We start from the raw sequence: 22,298 nt of genomic DNA, 5'->3' as shown, positions 1-22,298 counted from the left end.
GCCGGGGGTTGGGTGTCAGGCAGCTTCGGCATCAATCCTCGAATGCCGGCGGGTGTCTCGCATCAACAGATAGACGAGCAGCGAGCAGGCGATCACCGCGGTAGCGTACCAATAGAAGCCGCTTTCCATGCCCTGCTGCTTGAACCACAGCGCGATGTACTCGGCCGTGCCGCCGAACACCGACACGGCGATCGCGTACGGCACGCCCACGCCGGTGGCGCGGATGGAGGCCGGGAACAGCTCGGCCTTCACGACCGCGTTGATGGACGTGTAGCCGCTGACGATGAGCCAGGCGCAGGCGATCAGGCCGAAAGCCTGCCAGGGGCCTTGCGCATGTTGGATGGCGGTCAGCAGCGGCACGGTGAACAGCGTCCCCAGGACGGCGAAGCCCAGCAGCAGCGGCTTGCGGCCGATGCGGTCCGACAGCGCACCGTACAGGGGCTGCAGCAGCGCGGCGAACACCAGCGTGCCGGCGGACACGGCCGTCGTCTGCGCGTCCGTGAGGCCCACCGACAGCTTCAGGAACTTCTGCATGTAGGTCGTGTAGACGTAGAAGGCCAGCGTGCCGCCCATGGTCAGGCCGATGACGATGAGGCATTCACGCGGGTGCTGCAGCAGCAGCTTGAAGCCGCCCATGCGGTCCTTGCCATGCTTGCTGCGATGAGCCTCGAAGGCCTTGGTCTCGGGCAGGTCGGAACGCATGATCAGCGCCACGACGGCCAGCAGCGCGCCGATGAAGAAGGGGATGCGCCAGCCCCAGGCCTTGAGCTGGGCGGCGTCGAGCACGAAGTTCTGCAGCACCAGCAGCACGACCAGCGCCGTCAGCTGGCCGCCGATCAGCGTCACGTACTGGAAGCTGGAGTAGAAACCGCGGTGCTTGGACGTGGCCATCTCGGACAGGTAGGTCGCACTCGACCCGTACTCGCCACCCAGGCTCAGGCCTTGCAGCAGGCGGGCGGTCAGCAGGATGGCCGGCGCCCATGCGCCCACGGCGGCATAGGTGGGCGAGCAGGCGATCAGAAGCGAACCGCCGCACATCAGCGTGACGGAGGTCATCAGCGCCAGACGCCGGCCATGGCGGTCGCCGATGTAGCCGAACAGCAGGCCGCCTATGGGGCGGATGAAGAAGCCCAGCGCGAAGATGCCCGCGGTGGACAGCGACTGCGCCACCGGGTCGCTGGACGGGAAGAAGGACGACGCGAAGTAGAGCGAGAAGGCCGCGTAGCAGTAGAAGTCGTACCACTCGACGAGGTTGCCGATGGAGCCGATGAAGATGGCCTTGACGCGCTTGAATTCGATGGGGTCGGGCGCCGACGCGGGGCGTGCGGCGCTGCCGGGATGGATCGCGGACATGCTGTCTCCTGGGTGATGTGCACCAGGATGAGCAGCTTGCGTGCCAAGTTCGTGCGCACCGCCGCCCCAGGGTGGCGCGGGCATATTTGGGCGCGGAATCGGCGGATTTTCGCCGCATTTGCGCGACCAGTCGCCGTCTGTGGCGGAATATCGCCACTCAGAAGCGCAGGTCCACCTGCGCCAGGTCGAAGCGCGCGCCGTCGCCATCGCGCTTCACGCTGACGACGCGGAAGCTCCTGGCCGTGCCGACGCGGTACTCGTAGTCGCCGGCCCTGGGTTCGCGGCCGTCGCAGCTGAGCTTGTCGGAGTCCTTGGGCGGCTTCACACGGGCGGCCGGGTCTCGGCAGTCCAGCACGTCGCCATAGCGGCCCAGGGCCTTGGCGTAAAAGCTGGCCACGCGCTCGGGCGACGCGACGGTGCGGAACTTCAGCGCCTGCACCTTCAACCCGAACCTGCCGGCCCAGGCGCCCAGCGTGACGGCAGACTTGTCGTCGTCGCCTTCCCGGAACGGCACGGCGCCGGCATAGACCGGCAGGCCCACGTCGGCGGCCTCGGTGCGGCCGTGGCCCTCAATGCCCATGCTGAAGTCCTTGTCGCCGGCGAAGCTGGCGGATGCGGCCAGCACGAGGGCCAGTGCGGCGAGGCTGTGGCGCTTGGTCATGACGATCTCCTGGGCGTTGGCGTCGGGAGATGACGTTACGCAGCGTCGCGCCCGCCCGCCAGGCGGGCGCGACGGGCTGCAGCGCGGCGGGGACAGGCTGCAAGCCCCGCCGATGGCCGCCTCAGCCGGCCTTGCGCTGGGCCACCCAGTCCTGCACCAGCTCGCGCAGCACCGGCAAGGGCACCTGGCCGGCCGTCAGCACGACGCGGTGAAAGCCCTTGACGTCGAACTTCGCGCCCAGCGCCTTCTCCGCCTCGGCGCGCAGCTGGGTGATCTCCAGCTGGCCGATCTTGTAGCCCAGCGCCTGGCCGGGCCAGACGATGTAGCGCTCGACCTCGGAAACGACGTCGCTCTCGGCCATGGAGGAGTTGTCCAGCATGTACTGGATGGCGCGCTCGCGCGTCCAGCCCTTGGCGTGCAGGCCGGTATCCACGACCAGGCGCATCGCGCGCAGCTGCTCGTCCGACAGGCGGCCGTACCACTGGTAGGGGTCCGTGAACAGGCCCAGCTCCTTGCCCAGGCTCTCGGCGTACAGCGCCCAGCCCTCCACATAGGCCGTGTAGTGGCTGCCGTAGCGGCGGAACTTGGGCAGGGCCTTGTCCTCCTGGGCAATGGAGATCTGGAAATGGTGGCCCGGCGAGGCCTCGTGCAGCGACAGCGTCTCCATGCCGAAGACGGGCTGGGCCTTCAGGTTGAAGGTGTTGACGTAGAAAACGCCCGGGCGGGCGCCATCGCTGGACGGGCTCTGATAGGAGGCCCCCGCCGCGCTCTCGGCGCGGAAGGCCTCCACCTCGCGAACCTCGTAGTCGGCCTTGGGCGCGATGTCGAAGAGCTTGGGCGTCAGGCCGTTGATCCTCTTCTGCAGGTCGCGGTAGCCGGCCAGCAGGTCCTCGGGCTTGGTGAAGTAGAACTTGGGGTCGTCCTGCAGGTGCTTGAAGAAGGCCTTCAGGTCGCCGGGGAAGCCCACCTGCCTTCTCACGCCCTCCATCTCGCCGAGGATGCGGGCGACCTCCTTCAGGCCGATCTCGTGGATCTCGTCGGGCGTCAGCGCCAGCGTGGTCGACTGCCGCACGCGCTGCGCGTACCAGTCCTTGCCGTCCGGCAGGGCCGACCAGGCCGTGCTCGTGCGCGCCTTGGGCGTGTACTCGTCGCGCACAAAGGCCAGCAGTCGGGCATAGGCGGGCAAGACCCGGTCCGCCAGCAGCTTGCGCATGGCGGCCGTGATGCGCTCGCGGTCCGCGGCCGGCACGGCCTCGGGGAAGCTCTTGATCGGGCCCCAGAACAGGCTCTTCTCGGGCTCGCTGACGGCCAGCGCCTGCAGCTGCGGCAGCACCTTCTCCATGACGGCCCTGGGCTGGGTCACGCCGGCCTTCAGGCCCTGGCGCATGTTGGCAATGTCGCCGTCGAACATCGGCACGGCCAGCGCCAGGCGCTTGAGCCAGTCGTCATAGTCCTTGGTCGTCTTGAAGGGCTGGATGGACTGCCCGGTGCCCATCTGCGCCAGGAAGCTGGGCATGCCGCCGATCTGGCTGATGGGCTGCATCCAGTCCGGGAAGCGCTCGGCCGCCAGGTTCTGCTCAAGGTCCAGCTTGAGCATGCTGTAGGAAACGCGGTCCTTGGGCGCAAGCCTGTCCTTGCTGAAGGCGGACAGGCCCTGCAGCGTCTGCTGCAGTTCGCGCCTGGCCTGGGCGCGGTAGGCGGCCGTCGTCGTGTCGACGAGGCGGTCGTTGTAGCGCGGGTCGCCCAGCGACGTGGCCAGCACCGGCTGGCGCTGCAGCGTCAGTTCCCACTGGGCGTCCAGCCACTGATGGAAGCGTTCGCTCTCGGTGGGGGCGGCCCAGGCGGGCAGGCTCGCGACAAGCAGGCTCAGGGCAAGGCGACGGCGCATGAGGTCTCCAGTTGGGAAGTGGCGCATGCTAGCCATGACCCTGACGAACAGCCAAAGGACATGGCTTCCATAGAATTCCGGGGAGCCCCCTTCCGGGGCTGTTGTCATTTGTAGGTCCGCATGACGCTCCCCTCGCTGCCGGTCATCCAGCCGGGCAAGAAGTTCACCCATCCCCGCCCCCTCGGCTCGGCCGACGCGCTGCTGCTCGCCCGCTTCGTGCAGCAGCAGCGCGACGCCGGCCGGCTCGCCGCCATCTTCACGGCCGAGCCGGGCGACACGCAGCGGCTGGAGGACGAGCTGAAGTTCTTCGCGCCCGAGCTGAAGGTGGCCGTGTTTCCCGACTGGGAGACCCTGCCCTACGACAGCTTCAGCCCGCACCAGGACCTGATCTCCGAGCGGCTGGCCACGCTGTGGGAACTGCTGCAGAGCCGCAAGACCAAGAGCATCGACGTCGTGCTGATGCCGGCGTCGACGGCGCTGGCGCGGCTGGCGCCGCCCAGCTTCCTGGCCGCGACGACGTTCAACTTCAAGCAGAAGCAGCGGCTGGACGAGGCCTCGCTGCGCGCGCAGCTGACGCTGGCCGGCTACACGAATGTGAGCCAGGTGGTGCAGCCCGGCGAGTACGCGGTGCGCGGCGGCCTCATCGACCTCTTCCCGATGGGCTCGGCCGTGCCCTACCGCGTGGACCTGTTCGGCGACGAGGTGGACTCCATCCGCACCTTCGACCCCGACAGCCAGCGCAGCCTCTATCCCGTGCCCGAGGTGCGCCTGCTGCCGGGCCGCGAGTTCCCGATGGACGAGGCGGCGCGCAAGGCCTTCCGCAACCGCTGGCGCGAGAAGATGGACGGCGACCCGAGCAAGTCGCGCCTGTACCGCGACATCGGCGAGGGCATCGCGTCGGGCGGCATCGAGTACTACCTGCCCATCTTCTTCGAGCAGACGGCATCGGTGTTCGACTACCTCGGCGCCGAGGTCGGCCTGGCGCTGCACGGCGAGGTGGACGAGGCCATCCAGCGCTTCTGGACCGACACCAGGGAGCGCCACCGCTTCCTGCAGCACGACCCCGAGCGGCCGCTGCTGCCACCGCAGGAGATCTTCCTGACGGCCGAGGACTTCTTCGGCCTGACCAAGCCGCACGCCGTGCTGTCGGTCCGCGGTGCGGAACCGGTGGACTTCGCCCGGCCGCTGCCCGACGTCAGCGTGGAGCGCGGCGTGCAGGAGCCGCTGGCCCGGCTGGAGGCCCACCTGAAGAACACGCCGCACCGGGTGCTGCTGCTGGCCGAGAGCGAAGGCCGGCGCGAGAGCCTGCTGGAGCAGCTGCGCGACCACAAGATCGACCCGCCCTCGGTCGCCAGCCTGGCCGAGTTCTGGGCCGGCGACGAGAAGTACGCCATCACGGCCGCGCCGCTGGCCGCGGGCTTCTTCTGGATGGACCCGGCGCAGCCGCTGCAGCTCATCACCGAGACCGAGTTGTTCGCGACGACGCCGACGACGAGGCGCCGTCGCAAGCAGGAGCAGGTCAGCGACGTCAATGCGCTGATCAAGGACCTGTCCGAGCTGAAGGTGGGCGACCCGGTCGTTCACATCAACCATGGCATCGGGCGCTACCAGGGCCTGGTCAACATCGACCTCGGCGACGGCCAGAAGAGCGAGTTCCTGCACCTGGAGTACGCCGACAAGGCGACGCTGTACGTGCCCGTCGCGCAGTTGCACCTGATCGGCCGCTACACCGGCGTGTCGCCCGAGGAGGCGCCGCTGCACAAGCTGGGCTCGGGCCAATGGGAAAAGGCCAAGCGCAAGGCCGCCGAGCAGGTGCGCGACACGGCCGCCGAGCTGCTCAACCTCTACGCCCGCCGCGCCGCCCGCGAAGGCCATGCCTTCCGCTACTCCGGCCACGACTACGAGGCCTTTGCCGCGTCGTTCGGCTTCGAGGAAACGCCCGACCAGCGCGCCGCCATCCATGCGGTCATCCAGGACATGATCAGCCCCAAGCCCATGGACCGCCTCGTCTGCGGCGACGTGGGCTTCGGCAAGACCGAGGTGGCGCTGCGCGCGGCCTTCGTCGCGGTGATGGGCGGCAAGCAGGTCGCCATACTCGCGCCCACCACGCTGCTGGCCGAGCAGCACTACCAGAACATCGCCGACCGCTTCGGCGCCTGGCCGGTCAAGGTGGCGGAGATGAGCCGCTTCCGCTCCGCCAAGGAGATCAAGGCGGCGATGGAGGGCATCGCCGACGGCAGCATCGACATCGTCGTCGGCACGCACAAGCTGCTGTCGGCCGAAGTGAAGTTCAACCGTCTGGGCCTCCTGGTCATCGACGAGGAACACCGCTTCGGCGTGCGCCACAAGGAGGCCATGAAGGCCATGCGCGCCGAGGTCGACGTGCTGACGCTGACGGCCACGCCCATCCCGCGCACGCTGGGCATGGCGCTGGAGGGCCTGCGCGACCTGTCGGTCATCGCCACCGCGCCGCAGCGGCGCCTGGCCATCAAGACCTTCGTCCGCGCCGAGAGCAGCGGCACCATCCGCGAGGCCGTGCTGCGCGAACTCAAGCGTGGCGGCCAGGTCTACTTCCTGCACAACGAGGTCGAGACCATTGAGAACCGGCGCCAGAAGCTGGAGGAGCTGCTGCCCGAGGCGCGCATCGTCGTCGCGCACGGCCAGATGCCAGAGCGCGAGCTGGAGCGCGTCATGCGCGAGTTCGTGGCCGGCAAGCACAACCTGCTGCTGTGCTCCACCATCATCGAGACCGGCATCGACGTGCCCAGCGCCAACACCATCGTCATCAGCCGCGCCGACAAGTTCGGCCTGGCCCAGCTGCACCAGCTGCGCGGCCGCGTGGGCCGCAGCCACCACCAGGCCTATGCCTACCTGATGGTGCCGGACATCCAGGGCCTCACCAAGCAGGCCACGCAGCGGCTGGACGCCATCCAGGCGATGGAGGAACTGGGCTCGGGCTTCTACCTGGCGATGCACGACCTGGAGATACGCGGCGCCGGCGAGGTACTGGGCGACAACCAGAGCGGCAACATGATGGAGATCGGCTTCCAGCTCTACAACGACATGCTCAACGAAGCCGTGCGCGCGCTGAAGAGCGGCCGCGAGCCCGACCTGCTGTCGCCCACCGGCGCGTTCTCCACCAACACCGAGATCAACCTGCACGCCCCCGCGCTGCTGCCCGACGCCTACTGCGGCGACGTGCAGGTGCGGCTGTCGCTCTACAAGCGCCTGGCCACGGCCGAGAAGCCCGAGCAGATCGACGCGATGCTGGAGGAGATCACCGACCGCTTCGGCAAGCTGCCCAACCAGGGCCAGAACCTCTTCGATCTGCACCGCCTGCGAGTGCTGGCCAAGCCGTATGGCGTCATCAAGGTCGACGCGGCGCCCAGCATCATCAACGTCAATTTCCGCCCCAACCCACCCATCGATCCGCTGCGCGTCATCGAGCTGATGCAGAAGAATCGCAACATCAAGCTCGTCGGCAACGAGAAGCTGCGCATCGAAAAGGCCCTCAGCAGCCCTCAGGACCGGGCCCAGGCGGTGCGCGAAGTGCTGCGCCTGCTCGGACAACCGAAAATCCACTCATGACCTCGCTGACCCTCCAAGGCAATCTCCCCTCGCTGCGCCTCGCCGACTTCAAGCTCGCGGCCTTCGACATGGATTCGACGCTCATCGGCATCGAGTGCATCGACGAGATCGCCGCGCTGGCCGGCAAGGGTGCCGAGGTGGCCGCCATCACCGAGGCCGCGATGCGCGGCGAGATCACCGACTTCAAGGACAGCCTGCGCCGCCGCCTGGCCCTCCTGGCCGGCGTGCCGGCCAGCGTGCTGGACCGCGTGCTGGCCGAGCGGCTGACCTTCAACCCCGGCGCGCGCGAGCTGTGTATGGCGCTGAAGGCGGCCGGACTCAAGCTGGTGCTGGTCTCCGGCGGCTTCACCTTCTTCACGCGCTTCGTCGCGGCCGAGCTGGGCATGGACTTCGTGCGCAGCAACGAGCTGGAGATCGCGGACGGCGCCCTCACCGGTCGTGTCGTCATGCAGGACTGGGGCGACATCTGCGACGGCGAGCAGAAGCGGCTGATGCTGCTGGACTGCTGCGCCCGCATCGGCTGCTCGCCGCAGCAGGCGATGGCGGTCGGCGACGGTGCCAACGACCTGCCGATGATGGGCGCGGCGGGCCTGTCGGTGGCCTACCACGCCAAGCCCCGGGTGCGCGAGCAGGCCATGGTGGCGATCAACGACGGCGGGCTGGACCGCTTGCTGGAGGTCGTCAGGCCATGAGGCCCGCGGCGCTGCTGCTGGCCTGCGCCCTGCCCTGGCAGGCGCACGCCGCAGAGCCGCCGCTGCGCCTCATCGCGCCGCTCAACCATGCGATGCCCTTCGGCGGCTTCGAACAGGGCCGCCTGACGACGGGCATCGTCAAGGACATCAGCGACAACCTGGCGGCGCGCCTGGGCCGCGCGGTCGAGTACCTGCCCGTGCCGCCGCGCCGCGCCGCGTCGCGCAGGTGCTGGCGGCCGGCGGGGCCGACGGCGTCTGCTACGTCGCGCGGGACTGGATAGACGGCGACTTCCACTGGAGCCCGCCGGTGCTGGAGCATGCCGGCGTCGTGGCGGCCCATCCGAAGGCGCCGCCGGTGAACGACCTGCGGGACCTGGCCGGCCGCCCGCTCGGCACCGTGTACGCCTACCGCTACACGCAGTTCGAGCGTGAGCTGGGGCCGCAGTTCCTGCGCGACGACGCGCCCAGCATGCTGATCAACCTGCGCAAGCTGGCGGCCCACCGCACGGACTACGCGCTGACCGAGCTCATCACGCTGGAGTACCACAACAAGCTGCACCCCAAAGACGGCCTGAAGGCCGCGCTGCACACCATCCGCTACCGCACGCATTGCGCGTTCACGCTGGCGCATGCGCTGCCGCTGGAGCGGCTGGACCAGGCCATCAAGGACATGGTGCGCGACGGCAGCGTCGAGCGCATCCTCGCGCGCTACCGCTGAGCATCGCGCCGTCGCGGCGGGCGGGGCGCGGCGCCGTCAGCGGCCGGCCGCGGGAACGACGCGCCCGGCCTGCATGACGAAATCGACCTTTTCCATCAGCCGGATGTCGGCCAGCGGGTCACCCTTGACTGCCACGATGTCGGCCCAACGGCCGGGCGTGATGGCGCCGAGCCGGGCGTCCTGGCGCAGCAGCTTCGCCGCCTGGATGGTCGCGCTCTGGATGGCCGCCATGGCCGGCATGCCGGCCTCGACGAGGTAGCCGAACTCCTTGGCATTCGCGCCATGCGGACCCACGCCCGAGTCCGTACCGAACGCGATCTTCACGCCGCCCTTCCAGGCGCGCGCCAGCGCCTGCTGCACGAGGACGCCGACGCTGACGGCCTTGAGCCGCACGACCTCGGGGAAGTAGCCCGGCTGCTGCGCCTTCTCGCTGGCGAAGCGGCCGGCCGACAGCGTCGGCACCAGCCAGGTGCCATGCTGCCTCATCGCCGCGACGACCTCGTCGTCGAGGTAGGAGCCATGCTCGATGCTGTCAACGCCGGCTCGGATGGCGCGCAGCATGCCCTCCTTGCCATGGGCATGAACCGCGACGGCGAAGCCATAGTCCCTGGCCGTCTCGACGACGGCCTGCAGCTCGGCGTCGGTGAACTGCGGATTGACGCCGTTGGTGGCCAGGCTCAGCACGCCGCCGGTGCCGGTCAGCTTGATGAGGTCGGCGCCCTCCTTGTAGCGCTGGCGCACGGCCTTGCGGGCCTCGTCGGGTCCGTTGATGACGCCCTCGAGCGGGCCCGGGTCACCGCGCAGCTGGTGGTTCAGGCCGTTGGTGGGATCGGCATGGCCGCCGGTCGTGCCTATGGCCTTGCCGGCCGCGAAGATGCGCGGGCCGGTGATCCAGCCCTTGGCCGTCGCGTCGCGCAGGCTGATGGCCAGGCCGTCGGATGCGCCGAGGTCGCGCACGGTCGTGAAGCCGGCGTCCAGGATGCGGCGCAGGTAGACCGTCGAGTGCAGGGCCGCGTCGGCCGGGTTGCGGAAGAAGCGCTCGGCATAGGCGCCGGGACTGCTTTCGCCGCTGACATGCACGTGCATGTCGATGAGGCCGGGCATGACCGTGCGGTCCGTCAGGTCGATGAGCCGGTCGTAGCCGGCGGGCTCGACGTAACCGGGCCTCACCGCGCTGATCTTGTCGCCGAAGACGATGATGGATTGGCGCTCCAGCACCCGGCCGGCCTCGGTGTCGATGAGGCGGCCGGCGTGGATCAGCGTCTCGCCGGGGGCGGCGACGGCATGGCAGGCGGCGAACAGCAGGGCAAGAGCAAGGCGGCGCATGGCGGTCCAGGTGAGCGGCAGTAGGGCCGCCCGCCAGTGTCGTCCCGCTCAGCCGCCGCCTGGCCCCAGGATGACCCTGACCGAATCCGCCCCGAACGTCACCGTCTGGCCGGCGCGGATCTTGGCGGTCTTGCGCAACTCCACCTGGCCGTCCACCCTCACCTCGCCCGCCACGATCAGCGCGCGCGCCCGCCCTCCGCTCTCCACCAGGCCCATGGCCTTGAGCAGCTTGTCGAGCTCGATGTATTCGCCGCGCAGCACCAGCTCAAGCATGGCGGGCCTTTCTGGCTGCCTCGCGGATGGCCGTCAGCGTCGTGCGCGAGGTCGACACGTCCGACGACAGCCGCAGGTGGAGTAGCGCCGGCCGGCCCGCCGCGATGGCGGCATCCAGCGCCGGGCCTACCTGCGCCGTGCTCTCGGCCTTGAAGGCCGCGAAGCCGAAAGCCTCGGCGAGCCTGGCGAAATCGGGGTTGAACAGGTCGCTGCCCGACACGCGGCCCGGGTACTCGCGCTCCTGGTGCATGCGGATGGTGCCGTAGGTGCCGTTGTCGACGACGACGACCAGCAGCTTCCTGGCGCCATAGCCGGTGGCGGTGGCCAGCTCCTGGCCCGTCATCAGGAAGTCGCCGTCACCGGCGATGTTGACGACCCAGCGCTCGTCCTGCAGCAGCGCTGCGGCGACGGCGGCCGGCACGCCATAGCCCATCGCGCCCGAGGTCGGCGCCAGCTGGCTGCGGCCTTCGCGGTGCAATGCCGTGTAGCGGTGGAAACGGTGCAGCCAGCCGCTGTAGTTGCCGGCGCCATTGGTGAAGATGGTGCCCGCGGGCAGCCTGGCATCGATGAGGCGGATGACCTCGGCCATGTCCAGCGGGCTGACCGGCGTGGGCTGGAGGTTGGCCTCGTAGTCGGCATGGGCGGCGTCGGTCCAGGCACGCCAGGCAACGTCGGCCGGCGGTGCGAGCGTGGCCAGCGCGGGCGCGGCCGCCCCCATGCTGGCGTTGATGAGCAGTTCCGCCGTGTAGACGCGACCCAGTTCCTCCGCGCCGGCATGGATGTGGACGAGTTGCTGCGCGGGGCGCGGCGCCTGCAGCAGCGTATAGCCGCCGGTCGTCATCTCGCCCAGGCGCGGGCCGATGGCGACGATGAGGTCAGCCTCCTTCACGCGTGCGGCCAGCCTGGGATTGATGCCGATGCCGACGTCGCCGGCATAGAGCGGGTGACGGTTGTCGAACAGGTCCTGGAAGCGGAAGGCGCAGCCCACCGGCAGATGCCAGGCCTCGGCGAAGGCCTGCAGCGCGGCCGTGGATTCCGGCGTCCAGCCGCCACCGCCGGCGATGACGAAGGGCCGCTGCGCCGCGGCGAGCCGCTCGCGCAGTTCGGCCAGTGCGGCCGGCGTCGGTGCCGCCTCGGCATGGCGCACGGGCGGCAGCACGGGCGCCGTGATGGGCCGGGTCAGCATGTCCTCCGGCAGCACCAGCACGACCGGGCCGGGCCGGCCCTGCATGGCTGTGTGGAAGGCACGTGCCACATACTCGGGCAGGCGCTCGGCGTCGTGCACCTCGCCCACCCACTTGGCCATGCCCAGCGTGCCGGGGCCGAACATCTGGCGGTAGTCCACCTCCTGGAAGGCCTCGCGGTCGCGCTGGTCGCTGGCGACCTGGCCGATGAAGAGGATCATCGGCGTCGAGTCCTGGAAGGCCGTGTGCAGGCCGATGCTGGCGTTTGTGGCGCCGGGACCGCGGGTCACGAAGCAGATGCCCGGCCGGCCCGTCAGCTTGCCCTGCGCCTCGGCCATGAATGCCGCGCCGCCTTCCTGGCGGCAGGCGACGAAGCGGATGCGGTCCGCATGCTCGTGAAAGCCGTCCAGCACGGCGAGGTAGCTCTCGCCGGGCACGCCGAAGGCGGTCTCCACGCCTTGCGCGATCAGCGCCTCGACGAGTGCGTGGCCGGCGAGGCGGGCGGCTTCAGGTTGTCTGCTCATGCAGGGACTTTAGCCGGCAGCGCGGGCGGCCTCGCGGCGCTGCCGATGCCATTCGACGCTGCGCCCATGAGAAAAGTTGTGGCTCCCAGGCGCTGCGCCGGCACCCGTCAAGCCACGCGTTGCTGGCCCAGCAGCTTGACGGCCAGCGCACCCAGCACCAGGCCCATCACATGGCGCTGCACGCCGAGCCAGAGGCGGTTGCGCGAGAACCAGACCGCGACCCGCGCCGCAGACAAGGCCACCAGAAGATTGACAGCGGAACCTATGCAGACCTGGGTGGTGCCGAGCACGAGGCTCTGCACCAGCACCGACCCGGCCTCGGGCGAGACGAACTGCGGCAGCACCGAAAGATAGAAGATGGCCACCTTCGGGTTGAGTATGCTGGTCAGCAGGCCCATGGTGAACAGCTTGCGCGGCGGCTCCGCCGGCAGGGCGCGCGCCTCGAAGGGCGAACGCGCGCCGGGGCGCACCGCCTGCCAGGCCATCCACAGCAGGTAGAAGGCGCCCGCGAACTTCAGCAGTTCGTAGCCCAGCGGCACTGCGAGGAAGAGCGCCGTCACGCCGACGGCCGCGCAGACCATGTGCACCGCGAAACCCAGCACGACACCGAACCAGGACATCACGCCGGCCATGCGCCCCTGGCAGATAGAGCGCGAGATCAGGTAGATCATGTTCGGCCCCGGCGTGACGGCCATCAACAGGGCCGCGGCCGCAAACACGAGCAGGCTGGGTAGCGTCGGCATGGGAGCCGTGGATCAGGTGGCCGCGGGCACGAGGGGGCGCCGCCGGGCCATGCCCAGGCCCACCAGGCCGGCCGACGCGATGCCCAGCATGAGCGCCAGCGCCGCGCCGCCGAAGATGCCCAGCGTGACGCCATGGTCCATCAGCGCGCCGAACACCGGCGCCGCCACGGCGAAGCCCACATCCAGGCCCGAGTACACGGTGCCGTAGACCCGGCCCGTCGCGCCCGGGGGCGAGGCTCGCTTGATGAGCATGTCGCGCGACGGCCCGGCCACGCCGGTGCCGAAGCCCGCCAGCGCCGCGACGCCCGCTGCAGCGATGCCCGGCAGCAGGCCGCTGGCCGTCAGCAGCAGCAGCGCAGCGGCGAAGGCCATGGCGATGGCGATGGTGCGCTCCAGCTTCTCGGTGCGGGCGACGAGGAAGCCGCCGCAGATCATGCCCGCGGCGCCCGCCAGCATGTAGCCAGTGACGACATAGGCCGTCAGCGTCGCGGGCAGGCCGTAGGCCTTCTGCAGCGCCGGGCTGGCAAAGCTCTGGATGGCCGACAGCGCCGCCGTGCTCCAGAAGAAGAACGAGAAGCACAGCCACACCGACGGCAGCCTCAGGAAGGCCATCGGGTGCTCGGCGGCGGCGCCGGCCGCCGGCTTGGCATGGCCCCAGGAGCCCTGGCGGTCGTCGATCGCCGAGCGCTGCCAGAACAGCAGGCCCATGACCGCCAGCGCCACCAGCGCGGTGCCGGCGTAGGCGAACCGCCAGTTACCCGTGGCCTCGGCAATGCCGATAGAGAACACCGGCGCGAACGCCCAGCCCAGGTTGCCGCTGATGCCGTGTACCGAGAAGGCATGCCCCAGGCGGGGCGGGGAGACGCGTTTGTTCAGGATGGTGAAGTCCGCCGGGTGGAAGGGCGCGTTGCCGAGGCCCGCCAGCGCGGCGGCCAGCATCAGCCCGCCAAAGCCCTGGGCCAGGCCGGCGGCCACCGAGGCGAGAAAGAAGCTTGCCATCGCCGCGAACAGCACCGGCCGCGCGCCGACGCGGTCGACGATGAAGCCCGACAGCGCCTGGCCCGCCCCCGAGATGACGAAGAAGGTCGTCACCAGCAGGCCCAGCTCCGAATAGCTCAGGCCGAAGGCCTGGATGAAGGCCGGGAACAGCGGCGGCAACAGCATGTGGAAGAAATGCGAAGTGCCGTGGGCGACGCCTATGGTCGAGATCGTCGTGATGTCGCGCCGGCGCTGGTGGCCGGCGTCGAGGGCGGAGGCAAGTGCAGTATTCATTCACCCCATTCTGGTGAGATGCGGGCCGGCGCAGTTACGATGGTTCGTCAAGTTCTATCGAATTCCCGCCATGACTGGCCGCCGCAGCTTCCCTGCCTTCGCGCCCGAGCGTTTTGCGCCCACGCCAGAGCGCCCGCTGCGCGCCAAGTCGCGGGTGCTGGAGCACCTGGCCGACATCCAGCCCCACCGCCACGACTGGGCCCAGCTCGTCTTCTCGATGACGGGTGCGGTGCGGGTGAGCACCGAGGCGTCGACCTACATCGTGCCGCCGGCGCGGGCGGTCTGGATTCCGCCCGACATCGTCCATGCGGTGACGGCTATCGAGCAATGCGACCTGCGCACCCTCTATCTCGGGCCCGAGCTGCTGGCGGGGCCGGCCTGGCAGGTGGGCCGTGTACTGGAGGTGTCGCCGCTGCTGCGCGAGCTGGTGCTGGCCCTGCCGGTCATCCCCGACCCGGCGCCGCCGGAGAGCCGCGAGGATGCCGAGCGCCGCCGTGGCATCGAGGAACTCGTCCTCATGGAACTGCGGCGCGCCCGGCCCATGGCGCTGGGCGTCGCGCTGCCGCAGGACGCGCGCCTGCGCAAGCTCTGCGAGGCCATGCTGCGCGAGCCGGGCCGCCATGCCGGCCTGGAGGACTGGGCGGCCGAGGCCGGTGCCAGCCCGCGCACGCTGAGCCGGCTGTTCCGCGAGCAGCTGGGCACCAGCTTCGCGCAATGGCGTTCGCAGCTGCTGCTGGCCCACGCGCTGACGCTGGCCGCGCGCGGCCGGCCGATGAGCCATATCGCGGCCGAGCTGGGCTACTCCAGCGCCAGCGCCTTCACGGCCATGGTCACGCGCACGGTCGGCATGCCGCCCAGCCGCTTCTTCGAGAGGGCCTGAGCATCGCATCGGACGCGCCGGTCATGCCCTAGCATGCACCCATGAGCGAGATGCACATCATCAGACGGCGCCACTGGACCCTGGGCGCGGCCGCCGCCCTGCTGGCCCTGGGCTTGCCCGCCCGCGCCGAGGACGAAGGCGACTTCGTGATCCTGTCCGCGCGATACGGCACCGAGCAGCGCAACGTCGACGTGACCGAGCGGCTGCGCGAACTGGCGCGCCAGGACCGCCGCATGCGGCTGAGCAACGAATTGTTCGGCGTCGACCCCGACCCCGGCCGCACCAAGACGCTGCGCATCTTCGCTCGCGACCGCCAGGGCCAGGAGCGCATCTTCGAGTTCCGCGAGCGCGACTGGATAGACGGCGCGCAGTTCATGGGCTGGGCCGGCGGCCGCTGGGGCGACCGTGATGCCCGCGGCTGGCGCGGCGCCGAGCGCCGTGACGATGGCGAGTACACCATCCTCGGCGCAACCTACGGCACTGCGCGCCGCGAAGTCGATGTGACCGCACGGCTGCGCGAGCTGGCGCGGGGCGACCTGCGCCTGCGGTTGACCAACGACCTCTTCGGCGTGGATCCCGACCCCGGCCGCACCAAGACTCTGCGCATCCTGGCGCGCGACCGCCGCGGCCAGGAGCGCCGCTTCGACTACCCCGAGTACGCCTGGGTGGACGGTGCGCAGTTCAACGGCTGGAGCCGGGGCGACTGGGGTCCCATGCGGCCCGCGCCCAGCCGCCTCGTCATCGACAGCGCCAGCTACGGCGTCGATGGTCGCTGGGCCGACGTGACGGCGGCCGTGCGCGCGATGGTGCGCGGCGACCGCCTGGATGTGGAGGTACGCAACGAGCTGTTCGGCATCGACCCCGCGCCGGGCCGGACCAAGACGCTGAGCGTGACCTACCGCTTCAACGGCGAGCCGCCCAACACGGTGCGGGCGAACGAGCAGCGCCGCATACGCCTGCCCTGAGCACGGTCGACGCCGCTGCGCGACACTTGCGTCAACCAGGGCGGCCGTTTCATTGCCCTCGGCCCCAAGCCACGATGTCCCAGACCCTTTTCGACTACACCAAGCAGGACGCCGCCGGCGCCTGCTCCACCGCCCATGCCTGGGCCAAGCTCCCCGCGCCGCTGACGCCGCCCGAGCGCCACGCGCTGGCGGAGCGCGCCGCCGCGCTGCTGCGCCAGCACAACGCCGTGCTGGTGGCCCACTACTACGTGGACGGCGCGCTGCAAGACCTAGCCCTCGCGACCGGCGGCATCGTGTCCGACTCGCTGGAGATGGCCCGCTTCGGGCGCGACCATGCCGCGCAGACGCTGGTCGTCGCAGGCGTGCGCTTCATGGGCGAGACGGCCAAGATCCTCAGCCCCGAGAAGCGCGTGCTGATGCCCGACCTGGACGCCACCTGCTCGCTGGACCTGGGCTGCCCGGCCGACGACTTCGCAGCCTTCTGCGACGCCCACCCGGACCGCCAGGTCGTCGTCTACGCCAACACCAGTGCCGCCGTGAAGGCACGCGCTGACTGGATGGTGACCAGCTCCTGCGCGCTGGAGATCGTCGCCGACCTGCATGCCAGGGGCCAGAAGATCCTGTGGGCGCCCGACCGCCACCTGGGCCGCTACATCCAGGAGCAGACCGGCGCCGACATGCTGATGTGGAACGGCGCCTGCATCGTGCACGACGAGTTCAAGGGGCTGGAACTGGAGCTGCTGCGCGAGCAGCACCCCGGCGCGCTGGTGCTGGTGCACCCGGAGTCGCCCAAGAGCGTCGTCGAGCAGGCCGACGTCGTCGGTTCGACCTCGGCGCTGATCAAGGCCGTCGTCGAGGGTACGGCGCCCGCGTACATCGTCGCCACCGACAACGGCATCCTGCACCGCATGCGCCAGCTGGCGCCGGGCAAGACGCTCATCGAGGCACCTACGGCGGGCAACAGCGCGACATGCAAGAGCTGCGCGCACTGCCCCTGGATGGCGATGAACGGCCTGGCCAACCTCGTCGACTGCCTGCAGGGCGGCCAGCCGGAGATCCATGTCGACGAAGCCATCCGTGTGAAGGCCCAGGGCTGCATCACGCGCATGCTGGATTTCGTCGCCGCGAGAAAGAAGCCCGCAACCGGGCCCGCCGCGGGGCTGGTTCCCGGCATCGGGGCCGCCTGATGCAGCTATAAATCCGGCATCCCGTCAGGAAGGCCCCGCCATGAATGCCGACTTCAGCTCCCTCTACAACCACCACGAGCGCGAGGTCTTCACGGCCGTGCTGGACGCGTCCAAGGACTTCCCCGAGATCGCGGCCAGCAACGACCTGCTGTGCGACGTCTGCTGCGTGGCGCTGAACCGCCTGCCGCCGCGCTACATCCGCCACGAGGTGGACTTCAGCTTCTACCTGACCCAGCACGAGCGCGTGGAGATCGACCGCGCCATTGCCGAGGCGGTCAGCTATGCGTTCAACTTCGTGCAGGCGCGCACGGCGCTGCGGGTGCGCACGGACGCCGCCTGACGGGCGGCACGCGCCTCAGCGCCGCCGCCGCTCGCTGATCAGCACCGTCGGGAAGCTCACCGGCAGCGTTTGCGGGTAGTCGCGGCTGTAGTGCAGGCCGCGGCTCTCATGCCGCATCAGCGCCGAACGCACGATGAGCTCGGCGCACTCCACCAGATTGCGCAGTTCCAGCAGGTCGCGCGAGACGCGGAAGTTGGCGTAGTAGTCGTCGATCTCGCTGCGCAGCAGCGCGATGCGGTGCAGCGCCCGCTCCAGGCGCTTGGTGGTGCGCACGATGCCGACGTAGTTCCACATCAGCAGGCGCAGCTCGTCCCAGTTGTGGGCGATGACGACCTGCTCGTCGGCGTTCTCGACCTGGCTCTCGTCCCAGGCCGGCAACGGCGCCGGCGCCTGGGAGGCCTGGCCCAATATGTCGGCCGCGCAGGTCTGGCCCAGCACCACGCATTCCAGCAGCGAGTTGCTGGCCAGGCGGTTGGCGCCGTGCAGGCCGGTGTAGCCGGTCTCGCCGACCGCGTACAGGCCCGGCAGGTCGCAGCGTCCGGCCAGGTCGGTCACCGCGCCGCCGCAGGTGAAGTGCACGGCCGGCACGACGGGGATGGGCTGCCTCGCGATGTCGATGCCCAGCTTGAGACAGCGGGCGTGGATGGTCGGGAAATGCTCGATGAGGAAGGCCTCGCCCAGGTGGGTGGCGTCAAGCCACACATGGTCCAGGCCGTGCTTCTTCATCTCGAAGTCGATGGCACGGGCGACGATGTCCCGCGGCGCCAGCTCCATGCGCTCGTCGTGGGCGGCCATGAAGCGGGTGCCGTCCGGCAGCTTCAGGTGGCCGCCTTCCCCGCGCAGCGCCTCGGTGATGAGGAAGCCGCGGTCCTGCGGGTGCGCATTGGGCACGTAGAGGCAGGTCGGGTGGAACTGGATGAACTCCATGTTCGCGACCCGGCAGCCGGCCCGCCAGGCCATCGCGATGCCATCACCGGTGGAGGTGTCGGGGTTGGTCGTGTAGCGGTAGACCTTGCCGGCGCCGCCGGTGGCCAGCACGACGGCGCGCGCCGCCAGCGTCTCGACGCGCTGGGCGTCGATGTCCAGCGCATAGACGCCGTAGACGCGCGGCACGCCCTTGTCGACATCCTCGCGCTGCACATGGCGCGACGTGATCAGGTCCAGCGCCATCCAGCGCTCGCGCAACGTGATGTTGGGATGCCTGCGGGCCACGGCCAGCAGCTGGTCGTGGATGGCCTTGCCGGTCGCGTCGGCCGCATGGGCGATGCGGCGCACCGCATGGCCACCCTCGCGCGTCAGGTGCAGCCCCATGGGGCCGCTGTCGTCGGGCGTGAAGGGCACGCCCTGCTCGACCAGCCAGCCCACCGCGGCGGCGCTGCGCTCGGCGATGAATCGGGCCGCGGCCTCGTCGACCAGGCCAGCGCCGGCGTCCTGGGTGTCGCGCACATGGCTTTCTATGCTGTCGTCGCTGCCCAGCACGCCAACGATGCCGCCCTGGGCCCAGGCCGTGGCGGCCTCGGTCAGCTCACGCTTGGCGAGGATGACGACGGGCACGCTGTCCGCCAGGTGCAGGGCCACGGTGAGGCCGGCCAGGCCGGCGCCGATGATGACGACGGGGGTGTCTTGTGGGGCAGCTGTCATGGTCCGGCATTGTCCCGCAGGGGCACCACCCACTCGGCGGCGTGAGGATTGCCAAAACATGCAGCCTGGCTACGCGGCCCCTGCCCTATGCTGCCCGGCCGTCAAGAACGAGAAGGCAGGGAGGCATCTTGCGAGCATGGAAACGCCGTGCCGGCGTCGTCGCCGGTCTTGTGCTGAGCGCCGGCGTCGCGCACGCCGCGCCGCCGCCGGCCGAGGTCTTCTTCAAGGACCCGGCCATCGTCGAGGCGGTGCTGTCGCCCTCGGGCCGCAAGCTCGCCGTGCGTAGCGCCTTCGATGGCAACCGCATCGGCCTGGGGGTGCTGGACCTGAGTCCCGGCGGCAAGCCCATTCGCACCGCCCAGTTCAAGGACGGCGACATCTCGCGGGTCCACTGGGTCAACGACGAGCGCCTGGTCTTCAGCGTCGTCGACCTGTCCGACGGCGGTGGTCGCCCCAATGGCGCGCCGGGACTGTTTGCAATCAACCCCGATGGCAGCGAGGTACGCCAGCTGGTGCGGCGCATGGGGCGGCCCCTCGTCACCGACGGCCGCACCCGCAATGACCGCCTGCTGGACTGGAACCACCGCCTGCTGGCCGTGCCGCGGCCGCAACCGGGTGAGGTCAACGAAGAGGTGCTGATGGTCGAGTTCAGCACCGACGAGCACCGCCTCGAAACACCGCTGTGGCTGAACACCCGCACCGGTCGCACTCGGTCGACGGGCGTGAACGCCCCGCCCAACACGGTGGGATGGGTCACCGACAGCCGCGGCGAACTGCGCGTCGCGCTGACGCGGCACGAGGGCCGCCGCTCCGCGCTATGGCGTGAACCGGGCAGCCAAAGCTGGCAGCCACTGTACGAGAGCGGTCTGCTGAACGCGCCCTTCGGCATCAACGCCGTGGACGACGCCGGCCAGCTCTATGTGACGCGCACCCAGGGACCGGCCGGCGAACTCGCGCTGGGACTGTATGACTTCGAAGCCCGTGCGCCGTCAAAGAAGCCGCTGGTCACCGTGCCTGGCTTCGACTTCAATGGCCGAGTGCTCAATGACACCGCCGGCGCCGCGCTGGGAGTGCGCGTCATCGCCGATGGCGAGACCACCGTCTGGCAGAACGCCGCCATGCGGGCGCTTCAGGCGCAGGCCGACGAACGCATGCCGGGGCACATCAACAGCATCAGCTGCAGACGTTGTGCCCAGCCCGACATGGTGGCGCTGGTGCGGTCCTACAGCGACCAGGAGCCGGGCCAGTTCTGGCTCTACCAGGCCCAGCCGCCCGACGGCGAGGCGAACTGGCGCCCGGTGGGTCGCGTGCGCAACGAGGTCAAGCCGGCAGAGATGGCGCAGATGGAACTGCAACGCATCAAGGCCCGCGATGGCCGCGATCTGCCGGTCTGGATCACGAAGGGCGCCGCTGCCGGCCCGCTGCCGGCCGTGGTCCTCGTCCACGGCGGCCCCTGGGTGCGTGGCAATGTCTGGGGCTGGCATGGCATGGCCCAGTTCCTGGCTTCGCGCGGCTATGTCGTCATCGAACCCGAGTTCCGCGGCAGCACGGGCTATGGCCATGCGCATTTCAGGGCCGGCTTCAAGCAATGGGGCCTGGCCATGCAGGACGACGTGGCCGACGCACTGCGCTGGACGCAACAGCAGGGCATCGCCAGTGACAAGGCCTGCATTGCCGGCGCCAGTTACGGCGGCTACAGCACGCTGATGGGCCTGGTCAAGGACCCCGCGCTCTACCGCTGCGGCGTGGCCTGGCTCGCCGTGACCGATCTGGAGCTGCTGGTTCGCGGCTCCTGGTGGGTGAACGACGACACGAGTTCGGCCGCAAGGCAGTTCACGCTCCCCGAGACGATCGGCGACTCGGAAAAGGACGCCGCCCTGCTCGCGGCCAATTCACCCGTCCGTCAGGCCGCCGCCATCAAGGCGCCGCTGCTGCTGGCCTTCGGCGAGGCCGACGTGCGTGTGCCGCTCGCCCACGGCGAGCGCCTGCGCAAGGCCATGCGCGAGGCGGGCAACGAGCCGGCCTGGGTGACCTACCCCGGCGAAGGCCATGGCTTTGCCGTGCTGAAGAACCGCGTCGACTTCGCCGAGCGCATGGAGACCTTCCTGGCCCGCCACCTTCAGCCCTGAAATCCGTTGCCATGGCGCCGCCATCCCGGCGGCTTCCACAGATGGGCCAGGCGCATGCCCCAGGTGGTCTCCCGGGCCATGTCGCGGAACATCGCGCGCCATTCATGCGCATTCAGCCAGAACAGGTTATGCGTGGGGAAGGGATGCTCCAGGCCGTAGTCCACGGGCGCCTCCTCGGGCACGAAGCTGCCGAAGAGGCGGTCGAAGACGATGAGCATGCCGCCGAAGTTCTTGTCGACGTACTGCGGGTTGCGGCCATGGTGGACGCGGTGATGCGAAGGCGTGTTGAAGACGTACTCGAACCAGCCCGGCAGCTTGTCGACCCAGGTGGTGTGCACGAAGAACTGGTAGCCGAGGTTGAGCGACAGCGCGAACAGCACCCAACGCGGCTCGAAGCCCAGCCACACGGCCGGCAGGTAGAACAGCCAGTTGCCGGCGACGGGGTAGAACCAGCTCTGCCGCAGCGCCGTGCCGAAGTTCATCTTCTCCGAGCCGTGGTGCACGACATGGGCGCACCAGAACCAGCGGATGCGATGGCTGCCGCGGTGGAAACCGTAGTACAGGAACTCGACGAGCAGAAACAAGCCCAGGAAGCGCCAGGGCGTCACGGCGATGGTGAAGAGGCGGTGGTCATAGACCCAGCCCATGGCCGGCAGCACCAGCACGACGAGCAGTATCAGGTCGGCCACCAGGTAGCTGCCACCGCTGTTCAGGCTGTCGAAGGTGTCGCGGAAATCGAAGACGCCGGTCCTGCGGAAGCGCCAGGCCTCCATCGCGATGAAGACGGCGAAGACGGGCGACAGCATGACCAGGGTCAGGTCGCGCCAGTCGCCGTGGCGGTGGTAGAGATCGAGCAGCCAGTCCATACCCGCATGATGCGGCTTCGGCAGACTGCGGCGGCGCTGGGGTGATCCCGCACGGCGGCGCGGGCGGG

Annotated in this window: 19 protein-coding genes; 9 read left to right on the top strand and 10 right to left on the bottom strand. The window is 69.7% G+C overall.

Features of this window, described 5'->3' with window-relative positions; translation table 11 throughout:
* Positions 1 to 15: 15 nt before the first annotated feature.
* From JOY88_RS18315 to JOY88_RS18305, 3 genes are all read right to left on the bottom strand, one after another.
* On the bottom strand, positions 16 to 1,353 hold the full coding sequence (locus JOY88_RS18315; RefSeq protein ID WP_293504074.1) for an MFS transporter: 1,338 nt from the start codon (positions 1,351 to 1,353) through the stop codon (positions 16 to 18).
* Positions 1,354 to 1,510: 157 nt separating this feature from the next.
* Positions 1,511 to 2,014: a hypothetical protein gene (locus JOY88_RS18310; RefSeq protein WP_293504073.1), complete on the bottom strand. Its 504-nt coding sequence runs from the start codon at positions 2,012 to 2,014 to the stop codon at positions 1,511 to 1,513.
* Positions 2,015 to 2,135: 121 nt separating this feature from the next.
* Positions 2,136 to 3,902: a DUF885 domain-containing protein gene (locus tag JOY88_RS18305; RefSeq protein WP_293504072.1), complete on the bottom strand. Its 1,767-nt coding sequence runs from the start codon at positions 3,900 to 3,902 to the stop codon at positions 2,136 to 2,138.
* Positions 3,903 to 4,022: 120 nt separating this feature from the next.
* Between JOY88_RS18305 and mfd the strand changes: the two genes are divergently transcribed.
* The 4 genes from mfd to JOY88_RS18285 are packed head-to-tail and all read left to right on the top strand — an operon-like array spanning position 4,023 to position 8,900.
* Positions 4,023 to 7,490 (top strand): transcription-repair coupling factor, encoded by a 3,468-nt coding sequence (gene mfd / locus JOY88_RS18300; RefSeq protein ID WP_293504071.1) that lies wholly within the window; start codon positions 4,023 to 4,025, stop codon positions 7,488 to 7,490.
* A complete protein-coding gene (gene serB / locus JOY88_RS18295) occupies positions 7,487 to 8,182 on the top strand; it encodes a phosphoserine phosphatase SerB (RefSeq protein ID WP_293504070.1) in 696 nt (231 codons plus the stop codon). The genes mfd and serB overlap by 4 nt, the downstream gene beginning before the upstream one ends.
* A complete protein-coding gene (locus tag JOY88_RS18290) occupies positions 8,179 to 8,463 on the top strand; it encodes a hypothetical protein (protein ID WP_293504069.1) in 285 nt (94 codons plus the stop codon). The genes serB and JOY88_RS18290 overlap by 4 nt, the downstream gene beginning before the upstream one ends.
* Complete coding sequence (locus tag JOY88_RS18285) at positions 8,409 to 8,900, top strand: substrate-binding periplasmic protein (RefSeq protein ID WP_293504068.1); 492 nt, start codon at positions 8,409 to 8,411, stop codon at positions 8,898 to 8,900. Before JOY88_RS18290 ends, JOY88_RS18285 begins: the two co-directional genes overlap by 55 nt.
* 36 nt (positions 8,901 to 8,936) lie before the next feature.
* On the opposite strand, the gene JOY88_RS18280 is transcribed toward JOY88_RS18285, so the two are convergent.
* From JOY88_RS18280 to JOY88_RS18260, 5 genes are all read right to left on the bottom strand, one after another.
* Positions 8,937 to 10,226, bottom strand: a complete 1,290-nt coding sequence (locus JOY88_RS18280) for a metal-dependent hydrolase family protein (RefSeq protein WP_293504067.1) — start codon at positions 10,224 to 10,226, stop codon at positions 8,937 to 8,939.
* A 48-nt stretch (positions 10,227 to 10,274) separates the two neighbouring features.
* Positions 10,275 to 10,499 (bottom strand): RNA-binding S4 domain-containing protein, encoded by a 225-nt coding sequence (locus tag JOY88_RS18275; protein WP_293504066.1) that lies wholly within the window; start codon positions 10,497 to 10,499, stop codon positions 10,275 to 10,277.
* A complete protein-coding gene (locus JOY88_RS18270) occupies positions 10,492 to 12,207 on the bottom strand; it encodes a thiamine pyrophosphate-binding protein (protein WP_293504065.1) in 1,716 nt (571 codons plus the stop codon). The genes JOY88_RS18275 and JOY88_RS18270 overlap by 8 nt, the downstream gene beginning before the upstream one ends.
* 107 nt (positions 12,208 to 12,314) lie before the next feature.
* Positions 12,315 to 12,950 carry a LysE family translocator gene (locus JOY88_RS18265; protein WP_293504064.1) on the bottom strand — a complete coding sequence of 212 codons (636 nt, stop codon included), beginning with the start codon at positions 12,948 to 12,950 and terminating at the stop codon, positions 12,315 to 12,317.
* A 12-nt stretch (positions 12,951 to 12,962) separates the two neighbouring features.
* Positions 12,963 to 14,222, bottom strand: coding sequence for an MFS transporter (locus JOY88_RS18260; RefSeq protein WP_293504063.1), 1,260 nt, complete (start codon positions 14,220 to 14,222; stop codon positions 12,963 to 12,965).
* Between the two features lie 70 nt (positions 14,223 to 14,292).
* Between JOY88_RS18260 and JOY88_RS18255 the strand changes: the two genes are divergently transcribed.
* From JOY88_RS18255 to JOY88_RS18240, 4 genes are all read left to right on the top strand, one after another.
* Entirely contained in the window at positions 14,293 to 15,102 is an 810-nt protein-coding gene (locus JOY88_RS18255; RefSeq protein ID WP_293504062.1) for an AraC family transcriptional regulator, read from the top strand.
* A gap of 41 nt (positions 15,103 to 15,143) precedes the next feature.
* On the top strand, positions 15,144 to 16,067 hold the full coding sequence (locus JOY88_RS18250) for a DNAJC11 domain-containing protein (RefSeq protein WP_293504061.1): 924 nt from the start codon (positions 15,144 to 15,146) through the stop codon (positions 16,065 to 16,067).
* Positions 16,068 to 16,141: 74 nt separating this feature from the next.
* Positions 16,142 to 17,254 (top strand): quinolinate synthase NadA, encoded by a 1,113-nt coding sequence (nadA, locus tag JOY88_RS18245; RefSeq protein ID WP_293504060.1) that lies wholly within the window; start codon positions 16,142 to 16,144, stop codon positions 17,252 to 17,254.
* Positions 17,255 to 17,294: 40 nt separating this feature from the next.
* Positions 17,295 to 17,594: a late competence development ComFB family protein gene (locus tag JOY88_RS18240; RefSeq protein ID WP_293504059.1), complete on the top strand. Its 300-nt coding sequence runs from the start codon at positions 17,295 to 17,297 to the stop codon at positions 17,592 to 17,594.
* A 15-nt stretch (positions 17,595 to 17,609) separates the two neighbouring features.
* Here JOY88_RS18240 and nadB read toward each other — a convergent pair whose 3' ends face one another.
* Positions 17,610 to 19,235 carry an L-aspartate oxidase gene (gene nadB, locus JOY88_RS18235; protein ID WP_293504058.1) on the bottom strand — a complete coding sequence of 542 codons (1,626 nt, stop codon included), beginning with the start codon at positions 19,233 to 19,235 and terminating at the stop codon, positions 17,610 to 17,612.
* A gap of 128 nt (positions 19,236 to 19,363) precedes the next feature.
* Between nadB and JOY88_RS18230 the strand changes: the two genes are divergently transcribed.
* The gene (locus JOY88_RS18230; RefSeq protein WP_293504057.1) at positions 19,364 to 21,364 is read left to right on the top strand and encodes a S9 family peptidase; all 2,001 of its coding nucleotides are present in this window, start codon (positions 19,364 to 19,366) and stop codon (positions 21,362 to 21,364) included.
* Here the strand turns inward: JOY88_RS18230 and JOY88_RS18225 are convergent.
* Positions 21,355 to 22,230 (bottom strand): sterol desaturase family protein, encoded by an 876-nt coding sequence (locus JOY88_RS18225; protein WP_293504056.1) that lies wholly within the window; start codon positions 22,228 to 22,230, stop codon positions 21,355 to 21,357. The genes JOY88_RS18230 and JOY88_RS18225 overlap by 10 nt on opposite strands.
* Between the last annotated feature and the right edge of the window lie 68 nt (positions 22,231 to 22,298).

It is taken from the genome of Roseateles sp. (assembly GCF_019237615.1).
Classification (GTDB): domain Bacteria; phylum Pseudomonadota; class Gammaproteobacteria; order Burkholderiales; family Burkholderiaceae_C; genus Pelomonas.
The sequence above is the reverse complement of the archived record's forward strand: the minus strand, read 5'-3'. Positions and strand labels throughout refer to the sequence as shown.